This window comes from Cellvibrio sp. ATLC23, from assembly GCF_057196725.1.
This window is the reverse complement of the sequence record NZ_JBXUOS010000013.1, coordinates 145,202-169,987: the sequence shown is the minus strand read 5'-3', so window position 1 is coordinate 169,987 and position 24,786 is coordinate 145,202. Positions and strand designations below refer to the sequence as shown.

At 46.8% G+C, this 24,786-nt stretch carries 27 protein-coding genes; 3 read left to right on the top strand and 24 right to left on the bottom strand.

All coding sequences use genetic code 11. The features are described 5' to 3' along the window. Positions 1-158: 158 nt before the first annotated feature. Genes moaE through moaC form a run of 3 tightly spaced genes read right to left on the bottom strand, consistent with a single transcriptional unit; the run spans position 159 to position 1,343 of the window. On the bottom strand, positions 159-611 hold the full coding sequence (moaE, locus tag AC2CG4_RS18270; RefSeq protein WP_484487632.1) for a molybdopterin synthase catalytic subunit MoaE: 453 nt from the start codon (positions 609-611) through the stop codon (positions 159-161). A 1-nt stretch (position 612) separates the two neighbouring features. Further along, a complete protein-coding gene (gene moaD / locus AC2CG4_RS18265; protein WP_484487631.1) occupies positions 613-861 on the bottom strand; it encodes a molybdopterin converting factor subunit 1 in 249 nt (82 codons plus the stop codon). Then, the gene (gene moaC, locus AC2CG4_RS18260) at positions 858-1,343 is read right to left on the bottom strand and encodes a cyclic pyranopterin monophosphate synthase MoaC (RefSeq protein WP_484487630.1); all 486 of its coding nucleotides are present in this window, start codon (positions 1,341-1,343) and stop codon (positions 858-860) included. Before moaC ends, moaD begins: the two co-directional genes overlap by 4 nt. A 124-nt stretch (positions 1,344-1,467) precedes the next feature. On the opposite strand from moaC, the gene dusA reads away from it, so the two are divergent. The 3 genes from dusA to AC2CG4_RS18245 all read left to right on the top strand — a co-directional run bounded on the left by dusA (position 1,468) and on the right by AC2CG4_RS18245 (position 4,037). Beyond that, positions 1,468-2,484 carry a tRNA dihydrouridine(20/20a) synthase DusA gene (dusA, locus tag AC2CG4_RS18255; protein WP_484487629.1) on the top strand — a complete coding sequence of 339 codons (1,017 nt, stop codon included), beginning with the start codon at positions 1,468-1,470 and terminating at the stop codon, positions 2,482-2,484. Between the two features lie 133 nt (positions 2,485-2,617). Next, complete coding sequence (gene tal / locus AC2CG4_RS18250; RefSeq protein ID WP_484487628.1) at positions 2,618-3,571, top strand: transaldolase; 954 nt, start codon at positions 2,618-2,620, stop codon at positions 3,569-3,571. Continuing rightward, on the top strand, positions 3,564-4,037 hold the full coding sequence (locus AC2CG4_RS18245) for a tellurite resistance TerB family protein (protein WP_484487627.1): 474 nt from the start codon (positions 3,564-3,566) through the stop codon (positions 4,035-4,037). Before tal ends, AC2CG4_RS18245 begins: the two co-directional genes overlap by 8 nt. 19 nt (positions 4,038-4,056) lie before the next feature. Here the strand turns inward: AC2CG4_RS18245 and AC2CG4_RS18240 are convergent, their stop codons facing one another. From AC2CG4_RS18240 to trmJ, 21 genes are all read right to left on the bottom strand, one after another. After that, positions 4,057-4,539 (bottom strand): STAS domain-containing protein, encoded by a 483-nt coding sequence (locus AC2CG4_RS18240; protein ID WP_062067425.1) that lies wholly within the window; start codon positions 4,537-4,539, stop codon positions 4,057-4,059. Next, a complete protein-coding gene (locus tag AC2CG4_RS18235) occupies positions 4,539-5,738 on the bottom strand; it encodes a PP2C family protein-serine/threonine phosphatase (protein ID WP_484487626.1) in 1,200 nt (399 codons plus the stop codon). Before AC2CG4_RS18235 ends, AC2CG4_RS18240 begins: the two co-directional genes overlap by 1 nt. Before the next feature lie 175 nt (positions 5,739-5,913). Next, the gene (gene der / locus AC2CG4_RS18230; RefSeq protein ID WP_484487636.1) at positions 5,914-7,317 is read right to left on the bottom strand and encodes a ribosome biogenesis GTPase Der; all 1,404 of its coding nucleotides are present in this window, start codon (positions 7,315-7,317) and stop codon (positions 5,914-5,916) included. A 157-nt stretch (positions 7,318-7,474) separates the two neighbouring features. After that, entirely contained in the window at positions 7,475-8,704 is a 1,230-nt protein-coding gene (gene bamB / locus AC2CG4_RS18225; RefSeq protein ID WP_202966678.1) for an outer membrane protein assembly factor BamB, read from the bottom strand. Next, a complete protein-coding gene (locus AC2CG4_RS18220; RefSeq protein WP_484487625.1) occupies positions 8,701-9,393 on the bottom strand; it encodes a YfgM family protein in 693 nt (230 codons plus the stop codon). Before AC2CG4_RS18220 ends, bamB begins: the two co-directional genes overlap by 4 nt. A gap of 99 nt (positions 9,394-9,492) precedes the next feature. After that, positions 9,493-10,764 carry a histidine--tRNA ligase gene (gene hisS / locus AC2CG4_RS18215; protein ID WP_484487624.1) on the bottom strand — a complete coding sequence of 424 codons (1,272 nt, stop codon included), beginning with the start codon at positions 10,762-10,764 and terminating at the stop codon, positions 9,493-9,495. A gap of 34 nt (positions 10,765-10,798) precedes the next feature. Continuing rightward, a complete protein-coding gene (gene ispG, locus AC2CG4_RS18210; protein WP_062067437.1) occupies positions 10,799-11,923 on the bottom strand; it encodes a flavodoxin-dependent (E)-4-hydroxy-3-methylbut-2-enyl-diphosphate synthase in 1,125 nt (374 codons plus the stop codon). 26 nt (positions 11,924-11,949) lie between these two features. After that, positions 11,950-12,906, bottom strand: coding sequence for a RodZ domain-containing protein (locus AC2CG4_RS18205; protein WP_484487623.1), 957 nt, complete (start codon positions 12,904-12,906; stop codon positions 11,950-11,952). 16 nt (positions 12,907-12,922) lie between these two features. Next, positions 12,923-13,720: a type IV pilus biogenesis/stability protein PilW gene (gene pilW, locus AC2CG4_RS18200; RefSeq protein WP_484487622.1), complete on the bottom strand. Its 798-nt coding sequence runs from the start codon at positions 13,718-13,720 to the stop codon at positions 12,923-12,925. Between the two features lie 28 nt (positions 13,721-13,748). Then, a complete protein-coding gene (gene rlmN / locus AC2CG4_RS18195) occupies positions 13,749-14,927 on the bottom strand; it encodes a dual-specificity RNA methyltransferase RlmN (protein WP_484487621.1) in 1,179 nt (392 codons plus the stop codon). A gap of 48 nt (positions 14,928-14,975) precedes the next feature. Continuing rightward, a complete protein-coding gene (gene ndk, locus AC2CG4_RS18190; RefSeq protein ID WP_484487620.1) occupies positions 14,976-15,401 on the bottom strand; it encodes a nucleoside-diphosphate kinase in 426 nt (141 codons plus the stop codon). Positions 15,402-15,581: 180 nt separating this feature from the next. Then, a complete protein-coding gene (locus AC2CG4_RS18185) occupies positions 15,582-16,004 on the bottom strand; it encodes a SufE family protein (RefSeq protein ID WP_484487619.1) in 423 nt (140 codons plus the stop codon). A gap of 22 nt (positions 16,005-16,026) precedes the next feature. Next, positions 16,027-16,563, bottom strand: coding sequence for a putative Fe-S cluster assembly protein SufT (gene sufT, locus AC2CG4_RS18180; protein WP_484487618.1), 537 nt, complete (start codon positions 16,561-16,563; stop codon positions 16,027-16,029). 23 nt (positions 16,564-16,586) lie between these two features. Then, a complete protein-coding gene (locus tag AC2CG4_RS18175; RefSeq protein ID WP_484487617.1) occupies positions 16,587-16,943 on the bottom strand; it encodes a HesB/IscA family protein in 357 nt (118 codons plus the stop codon). Between the two features lie 86 nt (positions 16,944-17,029). Next, positions 17,030-18,280 carry a SufS family cysteine desulfurase gene (locus tag AC2CG4_RS18170; RefSeq protein ID WP_484487616.1) on the bottom strand — a complete coding sequence of 417 codons (1,251 nt, stop codon included), beginning with the start codon at positions 18,278-18,280 and terminating at the stop codon, positions 17,030-17,032. Continuing rightward, positions 18,273-19,595, bottom strand: a complete 1,323-nt coding sequence (sufD, locus tag AC2CG4_RS18165; protein WP_484487615.1) for a Fe-S cluster assembly protein SufD — start codon at positions 19,593-19,595, stop codon at positions 18,273-18,275. Before sufD ends, AC2CG4_RS18170 begins: the two co-directional genes overlap by 8 nt. A 2-nt stretch (positions 19,596-19,597) precedes the next feature. Continuing rightward, positions 19,598-20,377 carry a Fe-S cluster assembly ATPase SufC gene (sufC, locus tag AC2CG4_RS18160; RefSeq protein ID WP_484487614.1) on the bottom strand — a complete coding sequence of 260 codons (780 nt, stop codon included), beginning with the start codon at positions 20,375-20,377 and terminating at the stop codon, positions 19,598-19,600. 47 nt (positions 20,378-20,424) lie between these two features. Then, complete coding sequence (gene sufB / locus AC2CG4_RS18155) at positions 20,425-21,861, bottom strand: Fe-S cluster assembly protein SufB (RefSeq protein WP_484487613.1); 1,437 nt, start codon at positions 21,859-21,861, stop codon at positions 20,425-20,427. 39 nt (positions 21,862-21,900) lie between these two features. Further along, positions 21,901-23,061, bottom strand: a complete 1,161-nt coding sequence (locus AC2CG4_RS18150) for an aminotransferase class V-fold PLP-dependent enzyme (protein WP_484487612.1) — start codon at positions 23,059-23,061, stop codon at positions 21,901-21,903. Positions 23,062-23,122: 61 nt separating this feature from the next. Next, positions 23,123-23,611: a Fe-S cluster assembly transcriptional regulator IscR gene (gene iscR / locus AC2CG4_RS18145; protein ID WP_484487611.1), complete on the bottom strand. Its 489-nt coding sequence runs from the start codon at positions 23,609-23,611 to the stop codon at positions 23,123-23,125. Positions 23,612-23,773: 162 nt separating this feature from the next. Beyond that, positions 23,774-24,601: a tRNA (cytosine(32)/uridine(32)-2'-O)-methyltransferase TrmJ gene (gene trmJ / locus AC2CG4_RS18140; protein ID WP_484487610.1), complete on the bottom strand. Its 828-nt coding sequence runs from the start codon at positions 24,599-24,601 to the stop codon at positions 23,774-23,776. Positions 24,602-24,786 lie beyond the last annotated feature (185 nt).

The window sequence follows — 24,786 nt, the reverse complement described above, 5'->3', positions numbered from 1 at the left end:
CGGGAAAAATGAGCGGATTGGAAATAAATCTCAAGAAATGTGGTTTATGCACAGCGCGGGCTAAAAAAACAAAACCCCACTTTTTAGGGTGGGGTTTGTCAGCGATCTGAAATGGGCGCTACAGCGCCCATTTTTTACATATCATGCAGCTACTATATTTACCAACGCCGCGCTGCCTTAACATCTTTGACATTTTCCTCAACCCATATCGCGCCTTGACTGGTTATTTCTTTCTTCCAAAAGGGTGCGCAAGTTTTTAAAAAATCCATCAAAAATTCTGCTGCTTGAAATGCATGTTCACGATGCACACTGGTAACCCCAACAAATACGATGTGGTCAGCCACTTGCAATTCGCCAACGCGATGAACAATGCGTGCAGCTAGTAGCTCCCACCGCCCTTTCGCCTCTTCTACAATTTGCTGCAGAATAGTTTCTGTCATACCGGGATAATGTTCGAGCGACATACTTTTTACATCGCGGGCATGATTCATATCGCGCACTCGCCCAACAAAAAATACCACCGCTCCTGCCGCCGTATCGTTCGCTGTTAGCGCAGCGTATTCGCGCCCAACATCAAAATCGTGTGCTTGCACCGCAATCGAAAAAGACATACTAACCTCCGGTAACCGGTGGGAAAAAAGCGATTTCATCACCTGATTTAATCGCTGCGTCCGCTTTAGCGTAGGCATGATTTACCGCAACCAGCAATTTACTATTGGCAATAAACGGTTCCCAATGTGGATGGTTAGTTACAAGATATTGCTTAAGAGTTGAGATACTAACAACACTGTCATCGTTGATACGCAACTCAGCAGTGCCCAACTGCTCGCGCAATTGCGCAAGAAATAACACCCGGATCATTCTTCAAGCTCCTGCCGGCGATAGTGACCTCGCCGTCCGCCAGATTTTTCCAATAAACAAACCTGTTCGATCACCATCTCCATATCAACGGCCTTACACATATCGTAAATAGTTAACGCGGCAATGCTCGCTGCTGTCAGCGCCTCCATTTCAACACCGGTTTGTCCGGTGAGCTTGCAGTAGCTGGTAATCTCTACCGCCGATTGTTGGTCATCTATTGCGAAATCAACTGCCACTTTACTCAGCGCCAATGGATGACAAAGCGGAATTAAATCGGCGCACTTTTTAGCCGCTTGAATACCCGCAATACGTGCGACGGCGAATACATCACCTTTTTTCAGGCTGTTAGCTTTGATTTGCGCCAATGTGTCGGGCTTCATTAATACCCGCGCAAACGCGCGCGCTTCACGCACGCTGGCCGGTTTTTCCGAGACATCCACCATACTGGCGTGCCCATGGGAATCTATATGCGTTAGTGACATAAACAGCTCGTCCAAGTTAATACGCCACACTTTACCGTGCAGCTGGGAGTAAATATCGCTATCATAAAACACCTGTCGGCTATGACCGCACTTTAATTTCCTCGCAGCAGAATTCCACAGCCTAATGACTTCAAGCCACCCTCTCGACCGCCGTTTTACCCTCGCCCCTATGATGGAGTGGTCAACATCGGATTGCCGCACCTTTTGGCGCCTGTTAACTAAAAAAGCGGTGCTCTACACCGAGATGGTTACCACTGGCGCATTGCTTCACGGCGATAAATCGCGCTTTCTGGATTACAACGCCTGCGAGCACCCTTTGGCCCTGCAATTAGGCGGTAGCGACCCTATAGCACTTGCAGAATGCGCGCGCATTGCAGAGGATTGGGGTTACGACGAAGTTAATCTCAACTGCGGTTGCCCGAGTGATCGCGTGCAAAACGGCATGATTGGCGCCTGCCTAATGGCCGAACCCGAACTGGTTGCAGATTGCATCGCCAGTATGCAGAGCGCGGTAAAAATTCCCGTCACAGTTAAACACCGTATCGGCATCGACGATATGGAAGACTACGAAGGACTGGTGAAATTCGTTGGAACTATTGCCGAAACCGGTTGCCGCACGTTTATCGTACATGCGCGCAAAGCCTGGTTGAAAGGTTTAAGCCCCAAGGAGAATCGCGAGATTCCACCGCTACAGTACGATAAGGTATATCAGCTGAAGCAGGATTTCCCGCACCTAAATATCATCATTAATGGCGGCATTACAACGCTTGCGCAAAGCAAAAACCTGCTGGAACATGTTGATGGTGTCATGATTGGGCGCGAAGCCTACAGTAATCCCTATCTATTGGCACAAGTTGATCAGCAAATCTACGGCGTAGATAGGCCTGTAGTCAGCCGGAATGAAGTCATGCAAAAATTCATGCAATACTGTGACGAAGAACTAGCCAACGGCACTCGACTCAATCATCTAACGCGACATATTCTTGGGCTTTATCAAGGCTTGCCTGGTGCTCGTCAGTTTCGCCGGATTATTAGTGAACAAGCTCATAAGCCGAATGCAGGAATTGAAGTGCTTGAACGCGCTCTTGCTGTATTAAATGAGGTACCATTAGCAAATAACCTTGAAATCGGAAATGCTTAAGACTTCAAACACTATTCAATTATCTGTTTATAAAAAATGACTGCTTTCAACATAAAGTCATTAAGACTATAATATATCTGACGGCAATTACCGAAGATCAACCACTTGTACTTTCAGAGATAGGATTACCACTGTGACTAGTAAACTTGAACAACTGAAACAATTTACCGATGTAGTCGCCGACACTGGCGATATCGAAGCCATCCGCCTTTACAAGCCACTGGATGCAACCACCAACCCATCACTGGTGTATAAAGCCGCACAAATGCCGCAATACCAAGACTTGCTTGCGGCATCCATCAATACCAGCAAAAGCATCACTAACAGTGCACAACAATTAAGTGCCGCCTGTGATCACTTGGCAGTAGGAATTGGCTTGGAAATTTTGAAAATTGTTCCCGGCCGCATCTCAACTGAAGTAGACGCACGCTTGTCATTTGATACTAAAGCCTCTATCGCCAAAGCTCACGAACTGATCAGTTTGTACGAAAAAGGTGGCGTCGATAAGTCCCGCGTACTGATTAAACTCGCGTCCACTTGGGAAGGCATTCGCGCAGCAGAAGTGCTGGAAAAAGAAGGTATCAACTGCAACCTCACCCTGCTGTTTGGTTTTAATCAAGCCGCTGCCTGTGCTGATGCCGGTGTGTTTTTGATTTCTCCTTTTGTCGGCCGCATTCTGGATTGGTACAAAGCCAACACTGACAAAAAAGAATATACCGCTGAAGAAGATCCAGGCGTTATATCTGTGCGTCACATTTACAATTACTACAAGCAAAATGGCTATAACACTGTGGTAATGGGAGCCAGCTTCCGCAACCTTGGCGAAATTGAAGCGCTTGCAGGCTGTGACCGTTTAACTATCAGCCCGCAGTTACTGCAAGAGTTAGAGCAAGACAAAGGCGAACTCAAGCGTGTGCTTTCACCTAATAACACCGGTGCAGCAATTGCCAAACAAATTGAGACTGAAACCAGCTTCCGTTTTGGCTTGAATCAAGATGCAATGGCGACCGAAAAACTGGCTGAAGGTATTCGCGGTTTTGTAAAAGACCAGATCAATCTTGAGAATTTACTGAAAGCTCGTGCTTAATAAACTCTCGCGCTTTATCGAGCGTCACTTGCAACCTGCAAGTGACGCGTCACCCACACTTTCCGATCACCAAAAACAATTGGCGGTAGCTGCTTTACTGGTTGAAGTGGCCATGGCAGATCATCAATTTTCCAATGTGGAATTACATAATCTAAATACCATTCTTGCCCGCAAATTCTCTTTGTCAAACGATGAGCTCACCGAGCTGATTAATCTCGCTAAAAACGAGACAAATCATGCAACGTCATTGCATCAATTTACTCAGCTTATTAATCAAAATTGTAGCGCAGAAGAAAAATTTAATTTGATGAGAGCCATGTGGGAAATGGCTTATGCCGATGGGGATCTGGATAAATACGAAGACTATATTATTCGCAAAGTGGCGGATTTAATTTATGTGCCTCACGCCGACTTTATTCGCGCTAAAAGCCTGACTAAGGCGAACTTAACAACAACTCATCAGTGATGATTATATCTAGGAAAGGTTAACAGCTTTCGAGCATATTGACCAAATTACGGAAAGTATCAGCATTACTGGCATTTAATCCCATCAAAATTTTGTGCGCCTCAATCACCTTTTCTTTTACTTCCTGTTCATCACAATTAATACAATTAAGTGCATGCTCTGCCAGAACGGGCGCATCCAACTTATCGACAATGGTAAATATATCGCCAAACCCCATAGTTTGCAGAATGCGTTGGATGCTAGGGTTACTCGCCAAAATCACTGGCATGATACCGTGCCGCTCCTGCCCCAGAATGGAAATTTTTGCCATCAAACCCAATGTGGTGCTATCGATTGCTTCAGCATCAGAGAGATCGAATAAGACTGAGGCAAAATTCTCACTTTTGAACATGGCATCAATAAACTGATCGAACGAGATACACAAAGTCAGGCGCACATCGCCCAACATTTTGATCACATAGACCCCATTATGATCGGCAACTAAAATCTGGCCGGCTTTCATCAACTCACACCTCGGGTGATGGACAAGACTGCAATGTCATCCGGGTTATCGCGAATCTCTTTTATAATTAAAGTATTACAGACCGAATCCAAACCGCCACTACTTGAAGCAATTAGTTTTAACAGCTGAGCCTCTTTCTCTTGCAGTTCTTGTTGAGACAAGGTTTCCAGTATCCCGTCAGAAAAACAAACCAGCGCAAATTTCTCTGGCAACTGACGCTCGTAAACTTCCCAACTGACCTCTTTAAATATTCCGACAGGCTTACCACGCCCCGTTAAATACTCTGCCCCTTCATCAGTAAGCAGAATAGGCATAGGTAAGTGACCCGCGACTACATAGTGCATTTTATGCGTCACTGTATCTATAACGCCAACAAAGAGTGTTAGGTGATGACTAAGGCGAGTCTCGTGTAGCTCGCGGTTAATCTGCCGCAACATAAGGTCTGCGCCCTGCGCAAAGGAGCTCTCATCACCAAACAATCCCTCTTCCCGCACCATGCGGCTAACAAGATGCTTAAGCCAAATGGTGACAAAAGCAGAAGAGGCACCGTGCCCGGAGACATCAGCCAAATAAAATGCGAGATAACGTCTTTTAATGTGGGCGTAATCAACAAAATCGCCACTGAGAAATAATGACGGAACAATCGTATGTGCTGCGGTGTAACCCTCTTCCGTAGTAAAACCCGATGGCATTAAACGGCGCTGTACCCGTCGCCCTGCTATTTGGTCACGCTCAAGTACCCGTAGGTTCTCTTTTAACTCGCGATTTGCATTTTCCAATTGAACTCGGTAGCGCTGATTTTCCTCTTCCAGATCCTGTCGATCAAGCACCTTATTAATCGAATGGACTAGCACCTCTAAATCGACCACCGGCTTTATCAAATAATCACGGGCACCTAAACGCAAGGAAGTCACCACATCATTCATCACGCCAGCACCGGAAATCACAATCACTGGCAGCGAGGGGTGGCGATCATGCAGAAGCTGCAATAACTGAAGACCATCGCCATTAGGCATACGTAGATCGGTGATAATCAGATCAGGAAGTGAAAGGTCAGGGTTGGCGAGTAATTCAAGTGCTGCAGTGGCATCAGACGCGGAACATACACAAAAGCCACTGTCCGTCAGATAAGTCACTATACTCTGGCGGACAAGGACATCGTCATCGATGATAAGCAGCTTGCGGCTTGCGGGTGTCATCTTCTGCTCGGGCTTTTATGGTTAAAGGTGAGTGAGGACAATCAAATAAGGCGCGTAACACTACTCCTTCACCTTAAAGAGCGCAAGCCATAGCAACTAAAGCATTCCCTGCTTAGGCAATTAAGTTTTGTAATGCAGCTCTTCTGGCACAAACACTGGCGAACCCTTGTTTAGCTTATCTAGGCTTGTTGCGATTTCTATCGCGCTCTGCCTTGCGGCGCATATCAATTAATTGACGCTGGGTCATTTTACTTTTGCGCTCAGAATAAGGGTTTTCATTATTCCGAAATTCAATCTTGATTGGAGTGCCATGCAAATCGAGCACACGACGGAAGGTTTTTTCCAAATATTTGGTGTAATGACTTGGGACATCGTTAGTTTGGTTGCCATGCACCACAATAATCGGAGGATTGTGCCCCCCCGGATGTGCATAGCGCAGCTTGATACGACGCCCTTGAATCATCGGCGGTTGATGTTCACGTACCGCATCTTGCAATATACGAGTGAGGAAGTTGGTGCTGAATTTATCAGTTGCTGACTGGTAAGCCAGCTCAATCGATTTGTACAGATTACCCACACCGGTGCCATGCAAGGCTGAAATAAAGTGAATGGTGGCAAAATCCACAAAACGCAACCGGCGCTCAATTTCACTTTTCACATACTGTTTATGCGCATCATCCAGGCCGTCCCACTTATTCAGCGCGATAACCAGTGCACGCCCAGCCTCAATGGTTGTACCCATCAGGTGCAGATCTTGTTCAACAACACCTTCGCTTGCGTCCATTACTAATACAACAACATTGGCATCAGCAATGGCCTGCATTGTTTTAACAATCGAGAATTTCTCTACCATCAAATCAATATTCTTGCGCCGCCGCACCCCAGCGGTATCGATCAAGGTGTAGGGCTTATCAAAGCGGGTATAGTTGATATAGGTGCTGTCGCGAGTGGTGCCTGGCTCGTCGTAGACTACTACCCGGTCCTCACCCAACAGACGATTCACCAGAGTCGACTTTCCTACATTGGGACGACCAACAATGGCAATTTTTATCCCGGTGGCCTCATCAGGTTGATAATCCTCAGGTAATTCCGGAATATCAGCCAGTACCTCTTCCATTAAGGATCTAACACCACGGCCATGACTAGCCGTCGTTGGGTGAACTTCGCCAAGCCCCAACTCATAAAAAGGCGCCAGTGCGATATCGGGATCCATACCATCAATTTTGTTGGCGACCACGTAGGTCTTTTTATTATTTACGCGCAAGTGTTTGGCAATCATCGCATCGGCAGGATTCAAGCCCGCACGACTATCCACAATAAACAGTACTATGTCAGCTTCCTGAATTGCCAGAAGCGATTGGCCAGCCATCATGCTATCAATGCCCTCTTCCTCACCGCTGATACCACCGGTATCGATCACGATAAAACGGCGATTTTCCAAGGTGCCTTCACCGTATTTACGGTCGCGAGTCAAACCAGGGTAGTCAGCCACCAAGGCATCGCGCGATTGGGTTAGGCGATTGAATAGTGTGGATTTACCCACATTAGGGCGACCAACAAGTGCTATTACGGGGATTATCATAAAAAGTATCAGTTGAGATGAAAAACAAGGATCTGCAGCCATGATCACTGCATAAATTCAAACACACAAAAACAAAACCAGCCGCGTTCAAGTTTACCTTATTCAACTAAGGTAAGCTCAAGCGGCTGGTCAGTGTTAACCATTTAGCGGTAAATTACTTGTCCTTTTCGGCTCTAAACGCGATCAATTTGCCACTATTGGTGTAAACATAAAGTGTCTCACCATCGGTCAACATAGGCGCGCGCGCACCTTTTCTATCAACTTTGGTTCGGGCAACAAACTCGCCGTCACTCTGGTTGACAACGTGCATATAGCCTTTGAAATCTACCACAGCAACATAATTGCCAAATACTTGCGGACCATTTAAGAGGCGGCGCAACATTTTTTCATTGCTCCACAGTTGCTCGCCAGTTGTCGCATTATAGGCAACCAGCTTGCCATCAGTGTGTGCGACAAACAGTTTACCGTCATCAGACAAGGCTAAATTTTCACTAGTAGAGCCATCTTGTCCCCAGAGCGGCTTGCCAGTGCCACGAGCCAGTGCACTAATTCGCCCCTGATAGGTGCCAACATAAATAACACCATCCTTAATCATGGGACTGGAATGAATGTCCACCATACGTTCTAATTCAGAGCGGCCTTTTGGCGAGGCAACACGTTGCTCCCACAAGATGAGACCATTGGCAGGATTAAATGCCATCATCCGGCCATTAGAAAAGCCAGAATAAACTGCCGTATCTGTCACTATAGGAGAGGGTGTTCCGCGCAAGGTTAATATCGGTGGAGGGCTGTCATAAAACCATAACTGCTCGCCCGTTTTTGCATTGAGTGCAAATAATTTACCATTCACTGTCTGAGCAGCCACCACAATACCGTTAGTGCGAGGCGCTGAAACGACTTCACCAGGCAACTGCGTCCGCCATAATTCCTCACCAGTATCTTTGGACAAGGCCATTACTTCACCAGCATAAGTAGCAACTAGCAGTAAACCGTTCTCTGCCGCTATACCACCCACTATTTGGCGATTGGGGTCACCTGCCACAAAAAAACTTTTCATCCAAGCCCATAAACCTAACTGCGATTTATTGACCTTGCGTGTCCATAGCTTTTTACCAGTCTGATTGTTCATCGCAACAATCAGACCCTCGTAATCTACCGCATAGATAGCATCGCCATCCAACGCAGGAGTAAGGCTACTGAACCCTTTGTTTTGACCTTCACCTATACCGCGCTTCCATACTTTGTCGAGATCGAGTGTTTCTTTAAAATCGACTAACTCCATTGGCTCATTTCCGGTTTTTTTGCTAAACCATGAACAGCCAGACATAGCGAATGCACAAAGCAATATTAACCAGCTCAGGTGCCTCACAGAGACTTGCATCATTGGGCGCTCTCCCCAGCCGGAACTGCAGAACCTTCCACTTTCAAATCATCAACTTTCATTTGCAGTAACATGTAACGCTCTTGTTGTTGTGGATCTGTCGCAGCCAATGCTTTTTCAAAAGCAGTGCGTGCCGCATCCAAATCACCTTGTAATTTAAGAATATCGCCGCGAGCTTCTGCATACTCTGAAGTAAAAGCAGCGGCAGGTTCGGGAGATAATTGTGCTAATGCATCGTCAAACGCTTTTTGTGCAGTTAATACTCTCGCTAAACGCAAACGCGCTAGCTGCTCAGTAGCAGCTTTTGGTTGGGCAGACAAAACCCACTTAAGTTCATTTACTGCAACATCCAATTTGCCCTCTTCCACCGCGAGTTTCGCCAGAAAAAAAGCAGCACTATGCGCATACAAGCTTTTGCTATTGCCATCTTTCAACTCACCGGCGAGGTGTGTAATAGTTGCCTTATCTGCATCGGTTAACACTTTGCCTGGCTCAGCATTGGCGAGCTTAAGCAATTGCTCATACACCTCTGAAGCTTTTTCCATTTTCTGGCGTTTTTGATCTTGCCACGTGGTGTACCCAAAGTACCCGACAACTGCCACTAACACTGCAATAATCACGGTTCTTCCGTAATCTTTCCACCAGCGTTTTAATACCTCTAATTGTTCTTCTTCTGAAAGATGTACGCTCACAATTGACTCCTGTAGGTCTTAGCGCAATGCGCAAAAATAGGGAATGATTAAAATAAAACGTTATTTTTTTACTCAGTTAATACATCACTCAAGCTCTGTTTACTCAAGCGCTTGCAGACAGGCAATTGCCTCATCAAAAGCGAGTGTTTGCTGCTCGACTTCTTCACGCAAAAATTTAATTGTGACCTGTCCTGCTTTGGCCTCATCCTCTCCTAAAATAAGGGCAATATCAGCACCACACTTGTCAGCTTTTTTAAATTGATTTTTAAAGTTGCCTCCGCCACAGTTGCTTAGCAGACGAACAAACGGCAACTCATCTCGAATTCGCTCAGCTAGCTGCATGGCAATTGCTTGCACATCGCCGACGGCGACGAGATATATGTCCGCTTGTTGATCGAGATACTCAGGCACCATTTCTGCTGCCTGCAAGAGTAAAACCAATCGTTCAAGGCCAATACCAAATCCAACTGCTGGCGTTGACTTACCACCTAACTGCTCAACCAAACCATCATAGCGGCCTCCCGCACAGACCGTACTTTGAGCACCTAATTTGTCAGTCACCCACTCGAACGCCGTTTTACCATAATAATCGAGGCCGCGCACCAAGCGCGGATTAATCTGATAACGAATACCAGCTGCATCTAGCAAGGATTTTAACCCTTCAAAATGCACACGCGACCCTTCATCTAAATAATCCAGTAACACAGGAGCGTCATTAAGTAATTTTTGGGTATTTGCATCCTTGGAATCAAGAATACGTAGAGGATTCGTGGAGAGGCGGCGCTTGCTGTCCTCATCTAATTGCTCATGAAAAGCACTTAAATAAATAACTAAGGCCTCTTTATAGGCAGCGCGAGCATCCGCACTACCGAGCGAGTTAATTTGTAACTGCACGTGCTCAGCAACACCCAGCTCACGCAAAATACGCGCGCTAAGCACCAATACTTCAGCATCGATATCTGGCCCTTGAATACCAAAAGTTTCCACACCAATTTGATGGAACTGACGATACCGACCTTTTTGCGGACGCTCATGACGGAACATAGGCCCCATATACCAAAGGCGCTGGGTTTGGTTGTAAAGTAAACCGTTCTCTTCGCATGCACGGACACAACACGCAGTACCTTCAGGACGCAGAGTAAGACTGTCTCCATTGCGATCTTCGAAGGTATACATTTCCTTTTCGACGATATCAGTCACTTCACCAATCGAACGTTTAAATAACTCGGTTGATTCAACAATTGGAAAACGAATTTCCTGATAACCATAACGCGCCAAAATATCGGTAACTACACTTTCTACGTATTGCCATAGCGGTGAATCTACTGGAAGCAGATCATTCATACCGCGAATTGCCTGTAATTTTTTCAATTTAAAACCTTACTTATCACGCGCTAAAAAGTAACTAACCCTTAGCAATAATATTCTTGGCATCAGCGTCCATTTGCGACTGCTTTTGCGCCGCTTTTGCGCGAATTAACCGCTCAAGATTATCAACCAAATTTTCATTGGTTAACTTTTGATTGGGCTCACCATCGATATAAATTAAGTTGCTAGGCGTTCCGCCAGCAAGACCGAGATCAGCCTCTTTTGCTTCTCCCGGGCCATTAACTACACAGCCAATAACTGCAACGTCGAGCGGAACAGTAATATCTTCCACGCGCTGTTCCAAATCATTCATAGTTTTTATGACATCAAAGTTTTGCCGTGAGCAGCTAGGGCAAGCAATAAAATTCACGCCTTTGCTACGCAAGCGCAAACTGCGCAGCATATCCCAACCCACTTTAATTTCTTCAACCGGATCGGCCGCCAGTGAAACGCGAATGGTATCGCCGATACCATCCATTAACAGCATTCCCAAACCTATTGAAGATTTCACGGTACCGGAGCGTAAGCCACCCGCCTCAGTAATTCCCAAATGTAATGGCTGATCGATTAATGTCGCTAACTTACGATACGCAGCAACCGCCATAAATACATCTGATGCTTTGACGCTGACTTTAAAATTGTGAAAATTAAGTGAATCGAGAATTTCAACATGGCGTAATGCGGACTCCACCAATGCATCCGGTGTCGGTTCGCCATATTTTTTTTGCAAATCTTTCTCTAGCGAGCCTGCATTGACGCCAATACGAATGGGAATATTCAGATCCCGCGCTTTATCAACTACCGCTTTAATACGCTTTTCGCGGCCAATATTTCCAGGATTGATGCGCAGGCAATCCACACCCAAATCGGCAACTCGCAGAGCAATTCGATAATCAAAATGAATGTCCGCCACCAAGGGAATTGTTACTTGTTTACGGATCTCACCGAACGCCTCGGCTGCTTCCATGGTTGGCACAGAAACACGAACAATATCAGCACCAGCCAACTGAATACGACGAATCTGCTCTACAGTTGCCGCAACATCTGTAGTTTCAGTGTTCGTCATACTTTGTACTGAAATAGGTGCATCACCGCCGACTGGAACATTACCCACCATAATTTGGCGAGACTTACGGCGTTTAATTGGAGACTCACAGTGCATAGTTATTCCTGATCACTTTTGCGTGACTACTCGTGAGTAGACTCACCCACTGTTAACGACAGTACATTAGTGCCCAATGCAGGCACTACAGCGACTTTGTCGCCATTTAATTCCATTTCGGCGCCCGGAGCATTTCCGAGCTTCACATAAAATGGCGTCTTACCCTGTAAAAGCAAATGACTTCCAGGCCGCTGTAAATCAGCCACTAATACATCACCACGCGCATCACTGACCTCAACCCAACATTCTTCGGTAAATGAAAAACTGATTGAATCTAATTGAGCATCACTGAATTGCCCTGCGCGTATTGGCGAGGCAATTGGAGATACGGACGAGTTACTTGGGAAAGCTGCGCTTGAGTTCTGCACAGATGAAAGCTCGGCACTTACCGCTTCATTTTTCGCGCTATCTTCTTTAGATTGATTTTCACTTAACAATACCGGTGACGTAAGCATTGAACCACTAATAGACGATGCCTGACTCACACTAGATTCATTTATTGATTGAACACTCAACGCAGTTTCAACCGGCGGAACAACAGTTATAGGACGGTTATAATTGGGTTGCTGACGATTATCAAAAAACCAAATTGACACAAGCCACAGAATTAATAACGCCGCCAAAATCCACACAACAAATTGCCACAAAGGCTTATTGGCCGACTCGACGCGACAAGGTATCACCTGCTCAATCAAACCATGTTTTTGCGCGTGACGATCATAGGCCGCAAGCACCTGCACAACATCAAGCTTCACTAAATTGGCGTACGCACGTAAATAGCCGCGAGTGAATGTATCTGAGCCCATATGACGATAATCATCGGACTCGAGCGCGCGCACTTTCGTCAATGTCATGTAAAGCTCTTTTGCTACCTGCTCCTGAGTTAAGCCTGCTCGTTCACGCGCCCAGACTAATAACTTGCCAGGTGACAGCTCGCGAAAACGACCATCATCATTGGTTTCTTTTTTGTCGTCAGATGCCATTGAAAACCCATCAATATTAATATCGTTTGTTGTTATACATCATCGTTTGTTTGTACTCCAAATACTCTTTGGAATAGGGATAGCGATTTTTCAACACCAACAAATAACTGGCCTCTTGATCCTTGTTGCCAAATACACGCTCCAAACGAATGCCTAGCAAAAGCGCACGAGCAGATTGTTGCCCAAGTGCCTGATAGCGATCCAGATGTTTCTTGGCTTCAGCATATTCCTGCTTGATAAAACTCATTGCAGCTAATTCAATATGCGGTTCAGCAAGCCCCCGGTCCAATATGCTTGCATGTTCAAATGCTGCCTTGGCTCGCTCGTTCTTGCCAAGCAATAAGGCTGTTCTACCCACATTCACTAACGCGGAAGCACGCCCATCATAGTCGAGATCACTGGCGGCTATCTCAAACTCCAACAAGGCCTCTTCATAGCGCTTAAGGCCGAACAAGAACACACCGTAGTTATTGTTAGCCAAAGTGAAGTTTTTCTTGCGCTTAAGCGCTTTTTTAAATGTCTTCTCGGCTAATTCTGGCTCACCCTCTAACTGATAAAGGCGCGCCATGGCCTCCATTGCGTCCGCTGAATTCTTATCGATTTCGGATGCTTTACGTAAGTGATGACGCGCAGATTCACGATTACCTTTTTCAATGTAACCTTGCGCCAAACGGATATGCAGCTCTAAGGATTTTGATTTATCAATCTGACGCTCTGTACTATTAATACCACCACTCGAAACACAACCGGTAAAAAGAACTGCCGCAATAAAAAACACCAGGGTTAATTTCAGCAATCTTAGAAAATTATTCATTTGCATCATTGACACCTTTAAGTTGGAACTATTGGTTAACGATTTTTACCGTTTGCACCTCATCAAATTGCGCACGGTAGCGCTCGCTGCGACGAGTTACGTCATTCACTTGCCCAGCCAACTGACCGCAAGCTGCATCTATATCATCTCCCCGTGTTGTGCGGACGGTTGTAATGTAGCCCTCTTCCATCAAAATGTCCTGAAACTTACGTAGAGCGTTATTACTCACGCGTTTGTAGTTTGACAAATTAAATGGGTTAAATGGAATCAGATTTATCTTGACCGGGACATCACGCAGGAGTTCCGCCAGCTCACGCGCATGGTGAGGGCGATCATTCACTTGATCGATTAAGGTGTATTCAATCGTGATTTTACGATGGGTATCGGGCATGGCTTCGATATAACGTTTGGCTGAATCAAGCAGCATCGCAATTGGATATTTACGATTAATAGGCACTAATTCATTGCGCAACTCATCGTTTGGTGCATGAAGAGAAATAGCAAGACAGGCATCGGTATACTGACTCAAGCGATCTAACTGCGGCACCACGCCAGATGTACTCAGAGTGACGCGTCGCTTGGAAATACCATAAGCGTTGTCGTGCATCATCAGGTTCATGGAATCGACAACGTTATCGAAATTGAGCAATGGCTCACCCATGCCCATCATCACCACATTAGTCACTCTACGCGGGCCATTAGCGTGTAATTGACCAAAGGATTTGGCCGCTATCCACACCTGACCAATAATTTCTGCAGCAGTTAGATCGCGATTAAAGCCTTGCTTGCCAGTTGCACAAAAACTGCAATCCAAGGAACAGCCCACTTGTGAAGACACACAAAGCGTGCCGCGATCACCATCAGGAATAAATACAGTTTCGATGACATTATTACCGCTAACGCGGATCAAAAACTTGCGGGTGCCGTCGGTTGAATCAAATTGCTGCACCACTTCCGGCATACGGATTTCAGCAATATTTTTTAATTTTGCACGCAAATCTTTACTGACATTGGTCATGTCATCAAAGTTGTCAGCGCCCAACTGATGAATCCATTTCATTACCTGAATGGCGCGAAATTTTTTCTCGCCAATCGATTCAAAAAAAGCCACCAACTTAGCTTCTGGTAAACCCAGCAGATTCATTTTGGCAGAGCCCTCTGCAGCCTCCTCGATTGCGGGAGATGTTGAACTTGATACTTCAGTCATGGCTCTTTACCTAATGAACACGTTGGGAACAGCAGTGATTAAACAATATTAACGAACAACAACTTCATTGCTGGCAAAGAAATAAGCAATCTCGCGCGCAGCAGATGTAGGCGAATCTGAACCGTGCACAGCGTTTCTGTCTATCGCCTCAGCATAATCAGCGCGAATAGTACCAGGCGCTGCTTTAGCTGGGTCGGTAGCACCCATTAATTCGCGATTAGCTACAATGGCATTTTCACCAGATAACACTTGTACAACAACTGGACCGGAGGTCATAAACTTGACCAAACCATCAAAGAACGGACGACCTTTGTGCTCTGCATAAAAACCTTCAGCTTGCGCATTGCTCAACATCATCATGCGCTGGGCGACAATTTTGAGACCAGCCTTTTCAAAGCGCGCAACAATTTCACCTATATGATTTTTGCTAACGGCATCGGGTTTGATAATAGATAAGGTTTGTTCAACAGCCATAAGATGCTCCACACGCGATTTTCCGGTTACTGCAGGTTGGATTACATCGCTAAAAGCGGATTCACTACCTACAAAATACAAAACCCGCGAATTATACGCGGGTTTACATTATTTTTATATCCTAGCTATTTGATTAATAAACAAAATCGGCTAAGGGAGCGCACCCAAATAGCACCAAACCTAATTGGTCTGACTGGCGCGATCTTGAATACGCTTCACCATCGCCTTAAGCCCATTACCTCTGGTAGAGCTTAGATGTTGAAGCAGGTCGAGTTGGGCAAAATACGCATCTATATTAAAGGCGAGGATTTCACCGGGTGTTTTACCATTAAACGCAGCCAAGACCACTCCCAACAGCCCTTTAACGATAAAGGCATCGCTATCCGCTTGGAAAAACAACTTGCCTGCGCGCCACTCATCAACCAACCACACCTGACTCTGGCAACCGCGCACTAGATATTCATCGGTACGCAAACTGGCATCCATCTCCGGCAACTCTTTGCCCAGATCAATGATGTACTTATAACGCTCTTCCCAGTTATCAAAAAAACCGAGACTATCGACAATGTCATCGACGGTGACATCTATACCAAATTGGGTCATTAAACTTCTCAATACTGTGTGATCAATAAAACATGCCGGTCTGCAGCTGCGCCTCTTCACTCATCATATGGCGCTGCCATGGTGGATCAAACACCAGCTCAACTTTAACAAGTTTTACATTGGGCACTTTGCGCACACGATACTCAACATCACCTACCAGTACCGGCCCCATGCCACAGGCTGGCGCAGTCAGCGTCATTTGAATATCGACTTGTTTGGCCGACTGATCCACTTTGACGCTATAGATCAGCCCAAGATTGACCAAATCCACTGGAATTTCCGGATCAAATACAGTGCCGAGGGCTTGCCAGACTTGCGCCTCAACAATCTGATCATCCGCTGGCGCCGGAAAACTGATTGTTTCAGACTCAAGCCCAAGCAGATGCGCATCAGTACCATCTACCCGCACCATCTGTCCATGATAGGTCAATGTGTAGTTACCGCCCAGCGCCTGGGTAATGGTAACAAAGGTTCCCTCAGGAATAGTCAGTGGCGTACCATCAGGAACGCGTCGCGCCGGACAATCCGCCTGAGCTACTACCATACGTCTTTCAGACATAGTCATTCTCTACGCAACGCGCCTTAGTTAACGCTAAAACTTTCACCGCAACCGCAATAATCTTTAACGCGCGGATTGTTGAATTTGAGCTGGCGATTCACACCCTCGGTGACGTAATCAATTTCAGTACCACTCACCACCGACAGGCTTTTTGCATCAACCAACAGCTCAACGCCCTCTTCCAATTGCATATGTACATCATCCGCTTTGGCTTCATTAACCAAATCAACAACGTACATCCAGCCAGTACAGCCACTTTGCTTTACGCTCAGACGCACCGCTTTAGCATCTTTTGCGGAACCCAGTTGCCGCTTGAAATGCGCAGCGGCAGTAGGCGTTACCTGCACAGGTTGCTGCGGATCAAATGATGCGACGCTCATACCAGTCTCCCAATTAACTCACCGTTCGTGAGAGCATTACTCGTTAAACCATTTTTCACTTCAAGGATTTTGCTGCAACACTTTTGTTACAACAAAAAGGTTTTCGCTTTTTCAATCGCGACAAATAAACGATCCACCTCAGCAAAGGTGTTATAAAAACTAAAACTTGCACGCACAGTACCGGGAATACCAAACTGATCCATGATGGGCTGGGCACAGTGATTACCTGTACGCACCGCCACACCTTGCTTATCTAATAAGACACCGACATCTGCCGGATGTGCACCTTCAAGCAAAAAACTCATTACGGATGTTTTATCGGTAGCCGTGCCAACCAATCTCATACCAGCAGTTGCACGTGCTTTTTCCTCGGCATAATTTAACAGTGCCTGCTCATGTGCAGCAGCGGCGGTACGATCAATGGAATTTAAATAATCAATCGCCACACCAAAACCTATAACGCCCGCGATATCAGGTGTGCCCGCTTCAAACTTGTAAGGCAGTTGATTAAACGTTGTGCCCGCAAATGAAACCGTTTCAATCATTTCACCGCCACCTTGATAAGGTGCCATGGCGTTGAGCAAATCCTCTTTGCCGTACAGCACACCTAACCCGGTAGGGCCAAACAATTTATGTGCGGAAAACACATAAAAATCGCAATTGAGTTGTTGCACATCAACAGCCCAATGGCTCACGGCTTGCGCACCATCAATCAATACCCGCGCGCCAATCGCATGCGTCAAGGTAATAATTTTTTCAATCGGATTGATCGTGCCCATTGCATTGGATACATGCCCAACTGCCACCATTTTTACCTGAGCATCAAGCATTGCTTCAAAAGCCAGCATATCGATACTGCCGTTGGCATCCACAGGAATCGGCTCAACTTTTGCACCTGTCGCTTGGGCGATTAATTGCCAAGGTACAATGTTTGAATGATGCTCCATGGCCGAGACCAGAATGCGATCGCCGGTTTGCAAATTGGCTTTACCCCAAGAGGCTGCAACCAAATTAATGCTCTCTGTCGTACCTCGCGTCCAGATAACTTGCTTAGCTGCGGGTGCATTTAAAAACTGTGCAACTTTTTCCCGTGCCGTTTCAAACTTTATCGTAGCGCGATCTGCCAGTGCGTGTGCACCGCGATGCACATTACTATTGTCATTGCGATAGTAATCGCTGATTGCATCAATAACAGCATTGGGTTTTTGTGTGGTTGCGGCGTTGTCCAAATACACCAGTGGCTGCCCATTTACCTGTTGATGCAGGATAGGAAAATCCGCGCGGATTTTTTCCACATCAAAATTTTCTGCAGCAACACTTGCCAACGTTTTAGTCATCGGCAAGCTCCGCTAATACATCGGCAGCGATCAAGCTGTTATCGCGACCAAAGAGTTTCGCCAAACGCGGCTGCAAATAATCGTGTACTACCGGCTGCGCAATTTGCTCAAGCAACTCGTTGATAAAACCAAAGCTCAACATTACATCCGCTTCGGCTCGGGAAAGGCCACGGCTTTGCAAGTAATAACGGGCATTGGCATTGAGCTGACTGATAGTAGCACCGTGTGCACATTTCACATCGTCGGCGTAAATTTCCAATTCGGGTTTGGTATTCACTTCCGCCTTGTTGGATGTGAGCATATTTTTGTTGCTTAATTCCGCCAGCGTCTTTTGTGCATCCTGATGGATATAAATACGGCCATTAAAAATAGCCTGCGCCGAATCACTCACAATACCGCGAAATACTTCATTCGATTTACAGTGCGGAACCCAGTGGCAAACATTAGTGTGGTAATCCACTACCTGCTGGTTGCGCGGCAGGTACACACCCTGCAAATCCAACTCCGCACCCTGCCCGCGATGATTCAATTGATAATCCACACGCATCAGGCGTGAACCCAATGCCAGTGCAAATCCACGCAAGCGCGCATTGCGTTGTAAATCCACATGCACTGCACCTATATGTTGTGCCTGCTCTTCTTCCATATTCAAACGATAGTGATGCAAGCTGGCGTTATCGCCGATATGGATTTCAGTCAGTGCATTGGCAAAACTGTTTTTTACATCGAGACTTGAACAATAATGCTCAACAACTTCAGCTTGGGCATTCTCATCCAATACAATCAACAAGCGCTGATTACTTGCTGCTGCATCCGCAGTCACCAGATTAACGATATAAACCGGTTTTTCTAATCGTTGATTACGCGGCACATGAAGTAAAACACCATCATCAAGCCAAGCATTATTGAGCGTAGCGAATAGATGGCGCTCACCCTCAACAATCTTGCCCAAGTATTTTTCAATCAAGGCCTGCTGTTCGGCATTGGCATGGGAAAAACGTATAACTGCTTCTGGCAGACTGCTGGAGTGTTCTGCGTTAAATATCCCATTCACGAATACCAGCCGATACGCATCTAGCGGGATCAAATCATTCTGCTGAGCGCTATCTAATATTGGCTTGGCAGCGGAGCCCAGTGCCTGTAGCTGTGTGTTTTGCAAACCCTGCATTGGCGTATATTTCCAATGCTCAGTTTTACGCGTCGGCCAGGGCTGCGCCAACCATGCATCGGTAGCCTGGGCGCGCAATGATTCAAGCCAAACTAATGGCTGTTGTTGTGCAGTCAGTCGTATTGCTTGCTGTTGAAAATCACTCATGCTTATACGGCCTCGTTTTCAAGCCAGGCATAACCTTTTTCTTCCAGTTCCAGCGCCAACTCTTTGCCGCCAGTTTTTACAATACGGCCATTCGCCAGCACGTGCACATAATCCGGCACAATATAATCCAGCAGACGCTGATAGTGGGTCACCACAATAAAACTGCGCTCCGGTGAACGCATCGCATTTACACCATTTGCTACAACTTGAAGTGCATCAATATCCAAACCTGAGTCTGTTTCATCGAGAATGCACAGGCTTGGCTCAAGCAACATCATCTGCATAATTTCGTTGCGCTTCTTTTCACCGCCCGAAAAACCTTCATTCACGCCGCGCTTTAAAAAAGCTTGATCGAGGTTTACACGCTTGCTGGTTTCCCGTGCGAGTTTCATAAATTCAACTGCAGACAACTCCGGCTGACCATGGTGTTTGCGTTTGGCATCTACCGAGGCTTTTAAAAACTCCATATTGCTGACACCGGGAATTTCTACCGGATACTGAAAGGCAAGAAATAAACCCTCACGGGCACGCTCTTCGATTTCCAGCTCAAATAAATCTTTGCCATTAAAATCCACGCTACCGCCAGTCACTTCATAGCCTTCGCGACCAGATAACACATTACCCAAGGTACTTTTGCCCGCGCCGTTTGGCCCCATAATGGCATGCACTTCACCGGGCTTTACGGTCAGATTTAAACCTTTAATGATTTCTTTCTCTTCAACACGGGCAAACAAATCAGCAATGCGTAACATAAATTTTTTATTCCGATAATTTTCTAACACGGTAAATTCAATTGTTTTCGTTTTTGTGAGCAACAATAAACCAAAGATTAACCAACAGAGCCTTCAAGGCTGACTTCCAGCAATTTGCCAGCTTCAACCGCAAACTCCATTGGCAGCTCTTTAAATACTTCACGACAGAAACCATTCACAATCATGGATACTGCTTTTTCCGCATCCAAACCGCGCTGCTGACACAGGAACATTTGGTCTTCACTGACTTTTGAGGTGGTCGCCTCATGCTCAATCACTGCACTCGGGTTTTTGCTTTCAATATAGGGAAATGTATGAGCGCCGCACTTATCACCAATCAACAGTGAATCGCACTGGGTGTAATTGCGTGCGCCTTCCGCGCCGGGATTGATGCGCACCAAACCGCGATAAGCATTGGAACTTTTACCGGCAGAGATACCTTTTGAAATAATTGTAGAGCGAGTATTTTTGCCGATATGAATCATCTTGGTGCCGGTATCGGCTTGCTGATAATTATTGGTCAGCGCAACAGAATAAAACTCACCCACACTGTTATCGCCGCGCAAAATACAGCTCGGGTATTTCCAAGTGACCGCCGAACCTGTCTCAACTTGCGTCCAGGAAATTTTGGCATTGGTATGGCACACACCGCGTTTGGTCACGAAGTTGTAAATACCGCCCTTGCCTTCTTCGTTACCTGGATACCAATTCTGCACGGTGGAATATTTAATTTCGGCATTGTCGAGCGCGATCAATTCAACCACCGCCGCATGCAATTGGTTTTCATCGCGCATGGGCGCAGTACAACCTTCAAGATAACTAACGTGTGAGCCTTCATCGGCGATAATTAAGGTGCGCTCGAATTGACCAGTATTTTGTTCGTTGATGCGGAAATAAGTAGACAACTCCATGGGGCAGCGCACACCTTTGGGGATGTACACAAAGGAGCCATCAGAAAAAACAGCGCAGTTGAGCGCGGCATAATAGTTGTCTTTTTGCGGGACAACTGAACCCATATATTTTTTAACCAAGTCGGGATACTTATGCACCGCTTCGCTGATCGAGCAAAAAATAACGCCGACCTCAAGCAGCTTTTCACGGAAAGTCGTTACTACTGAAACTGAGTCAAACACCACATCCATCGCCACACCGGCAAGTGCCGCCTGCTCATGCAAAGGAATGCCGAGTTTTTCATAGGTGCGCAATAATTCCGGATCAACCTCATCCAAGCTTTTCGGTTTTTCATCCATGGACTTAGGCGCGGAATAATAAGAAACAGCTTGAAAATCAATGTCGTCGTATTTGACATGCGCCCATTCCGGCTCGTCCATTTCCAACCATGCGTGATAGGCCTTCAAACGCCACTCGAGCAACCACTCCGGCTCATTTTTTTTCGCCGAAATAAAACGGATAACATCCTCATTCAACCCGGGTGGCAGGGTTTCTGAATCGAGGATGGTATGAAAACCCGCCGCGTATTCTTTTTTAATGAGATGTTCGACTTGTTCAGACATGACATTTACCTTTTTTTGCAGAGGACTGGCAAAACAACACTAGGCCTTATGCAGCTTGGCGATAACACCGCGAAGGTGTTCAATCGCATATTCAATTTCATCGGCAGTAGTGTAACGGCCGAGACTAATACGCAGCGACGCTTGTGCGGTTTCGTCGCTCAAGCCAATCGCTTTCAACACATAACTGGGCGACATGCTCGCGGAATTACACGCAGAACCACTTGAAATAGCCAGATCGCGCAAAGAGAGCAGTAGCATTTCACCATCGGCATCACCAAAGGCGATATTTAAAATGCCGCTGACGCAATCAATACTTGAACCATTGCGTTTAATGCCCGGTAAATCCGCAAGGCCTTGCCATAAACGATCACGCAGTACCTCAATACGCTCGCCATCTGTGGCGAGATGCTCAACGGCCAATTTTGCCGCTGCGCCCATACCCACTAACTGGTGGGTTGCCAAAGTACCGGAACGCATACCGCGCTCATGACCACCACCGTGAATTTGCGCGGCAACTTTTACTTCGCCAGCGCGACGCACATAAAGCGCACCAACACCTTTGGGGCCATAAAACTTGTGTGCCGAGAGCGACAATAAATCCACGCCGAGCGCTTTAACATCGATGGAAATTTTGCCTGCGCTTTGCGCGGCATCGCAGTGCATTAAAATACCGCGCGCCGTGCAAATTTCACTTAAGATTTTAATGTCATTAATGCAACCCAACTCATTGTTGACCTGCATGACACTGACTAAAAAAGTATCTGGTTGCAGAGCAGATGCGAGCGCATCTGCGGTGATAATCCCTTCATTGGTCGGCTGCAAGCGGGTTACGCGAAAACCTTGTGTTTCCAACCAGCTCGCCGGATCGAGTACTGCCTTATGTTCAATCGCCGATACAACAATATGACCGCCGCTGCTGTGCTGTGCGCGATAGGTTTCAGCAATTCCCTTTAGCGCCAAATTGTTTGCTTCGGTTGCGCCGCTGGTCCACACGATTTCGCGCGGATCTGCATTGATTAAACCGGCAACCTGCGCACGCGCCTCTTCTACCAGCTCTTCTGCTTGCCAACCGTAAAGATGTGAACGCGATGCGGGGTTCGCGAATGCGCCCTCCAAAGTCAGGCACTGGGCCATACGCGCAGCCACTTCAGGGGCAACGGGTGTAGTCGCGGCGTAATCTAGATATATGGGCTTGCGCAAAACAGTTAATACCTTAACGGTGAAAAAACATGATGCTAAAACAATAAACTCACAGTAAGAGTTACAAAATCTCACTGACTGCAATATGCGTTTCATCCTTTTGCATACTCACTACACGCAAATCCTGACGCGCACGAACTGACTGGATATCGTTGCGCGCCACCAAGTCAGCGAGGGTGATATCACTCAAAAACTGATGGATTTGGGCGCTTAAATCTTCCCATAAGTGATGGGTCAGGCAGACTTCGCCCTCATGGCAATTACCCTTGCCTTCACAGCGGGTCGCATCCAATGACTCACTCACTGCATCTACCACCTGAGCGATAGAGATATCGGCCGTGCTGCTCATCAGGCGATAACCACCACCTGGCCCACGCACACTTTTCACTAATTTAAAGTGACGCAAGCGCGCAAATAGCTGTTCCAGATACGAAAGGGATATGCCTTGGCGTGTGGATATATCCGCCAGACTGACAGGTCCTTCATCGCTATGCAGCGCCAAATCAAGCATGGCAGTTACGGCATAACGACCTTTGGTGGTAAGTCTCATAGCGGAGAAGCCTCGCTGCAAAATCCCGGAATGCATGTGTTGCCGCGCACGAAATAGCACGCAAATGCAGACACGACGCCAATTCCGAGTATTTTACTCAAGTATTCAACTTTTTCCAACGGGCAATCCTTGTTGCGACAGATTATCGTCTGTATTTAGGCACTATTCCGCCGGCTTGTCGCCCTTGGTTAGCTCTCGCATAGATTCCAAACCCGGCGTTTTGCCAAATTTAGTCATAACTTTGCCGCTGTAATGGATGTAGTTCTGCACCGCCGTCAACACGCCACGCAAAATATTCAGCTCCATTTGATCCATACGCACACGGTTATAGAGGCGGCGCAGGCGAGTCATGGTCTGCTTGGGGTTATCGCGATCGAGGAAGTTCAGTTCAGCGAGTGTTTGCTCAAGGTGTTCGTAGTAGGTCTCCATGGCTTGCGCCTCAACCGGGGGCATATCCCACTGGTGCTGTGGCAGCGTATTGCCCTCAGCTGCCTGCAAATACGCCATACGCACTTCATAACTGATGACCTGCACCGCGGTCGCGAGGTTCAATGAGCTGTAATCCGGGTTAGCTGGAATATGTACGTGATAATTACATTTATGCAGTTCTTCGTTAGTCAAACCGCGATCTTCGCGCCCGAATACGATTGCCACTTCATGACTGCCCGCCTCTGCCCACACGTTTTCACCGCATTGGCGCGGATCAAGCAGCGGCCATGGAATTCGGCGTTCGCGAGCGCTGGTGCCCACGACTAAACTACAGCCAGCGATGGCCTCATCAAGTGTCTCAACCACCACCGCATCATCCAAGACATCAGTCGCACCGGCGGAGCGCCACACAGCTTTATCGGACGGAAAATCCTGCGGTGCAACCAAATAAAGACGCGATAACCCCATATTTTTCATCGCCCGCGCGGCACCGCCAATATTGCCGGGGTGGCTGGTATTGACCAAAACGATACGGATATTGGCAAAAGGCTGGGCTGACATAGGTAAATCTCGCGGTGAATTGAAGTGAGAAAGTGCGTCACGTAAAAAGGCGCGCAGTATACAGTCAACTATCACTAGCCTCCAGTGAGGACTTGCCGCTATAATTCGCGCCCTTGGCGAGAGGTGTGAGGCAAGAGTTGCTCAAATCACCTGCGGCCCCGCTCTTTATACAATCCCGACCCCCT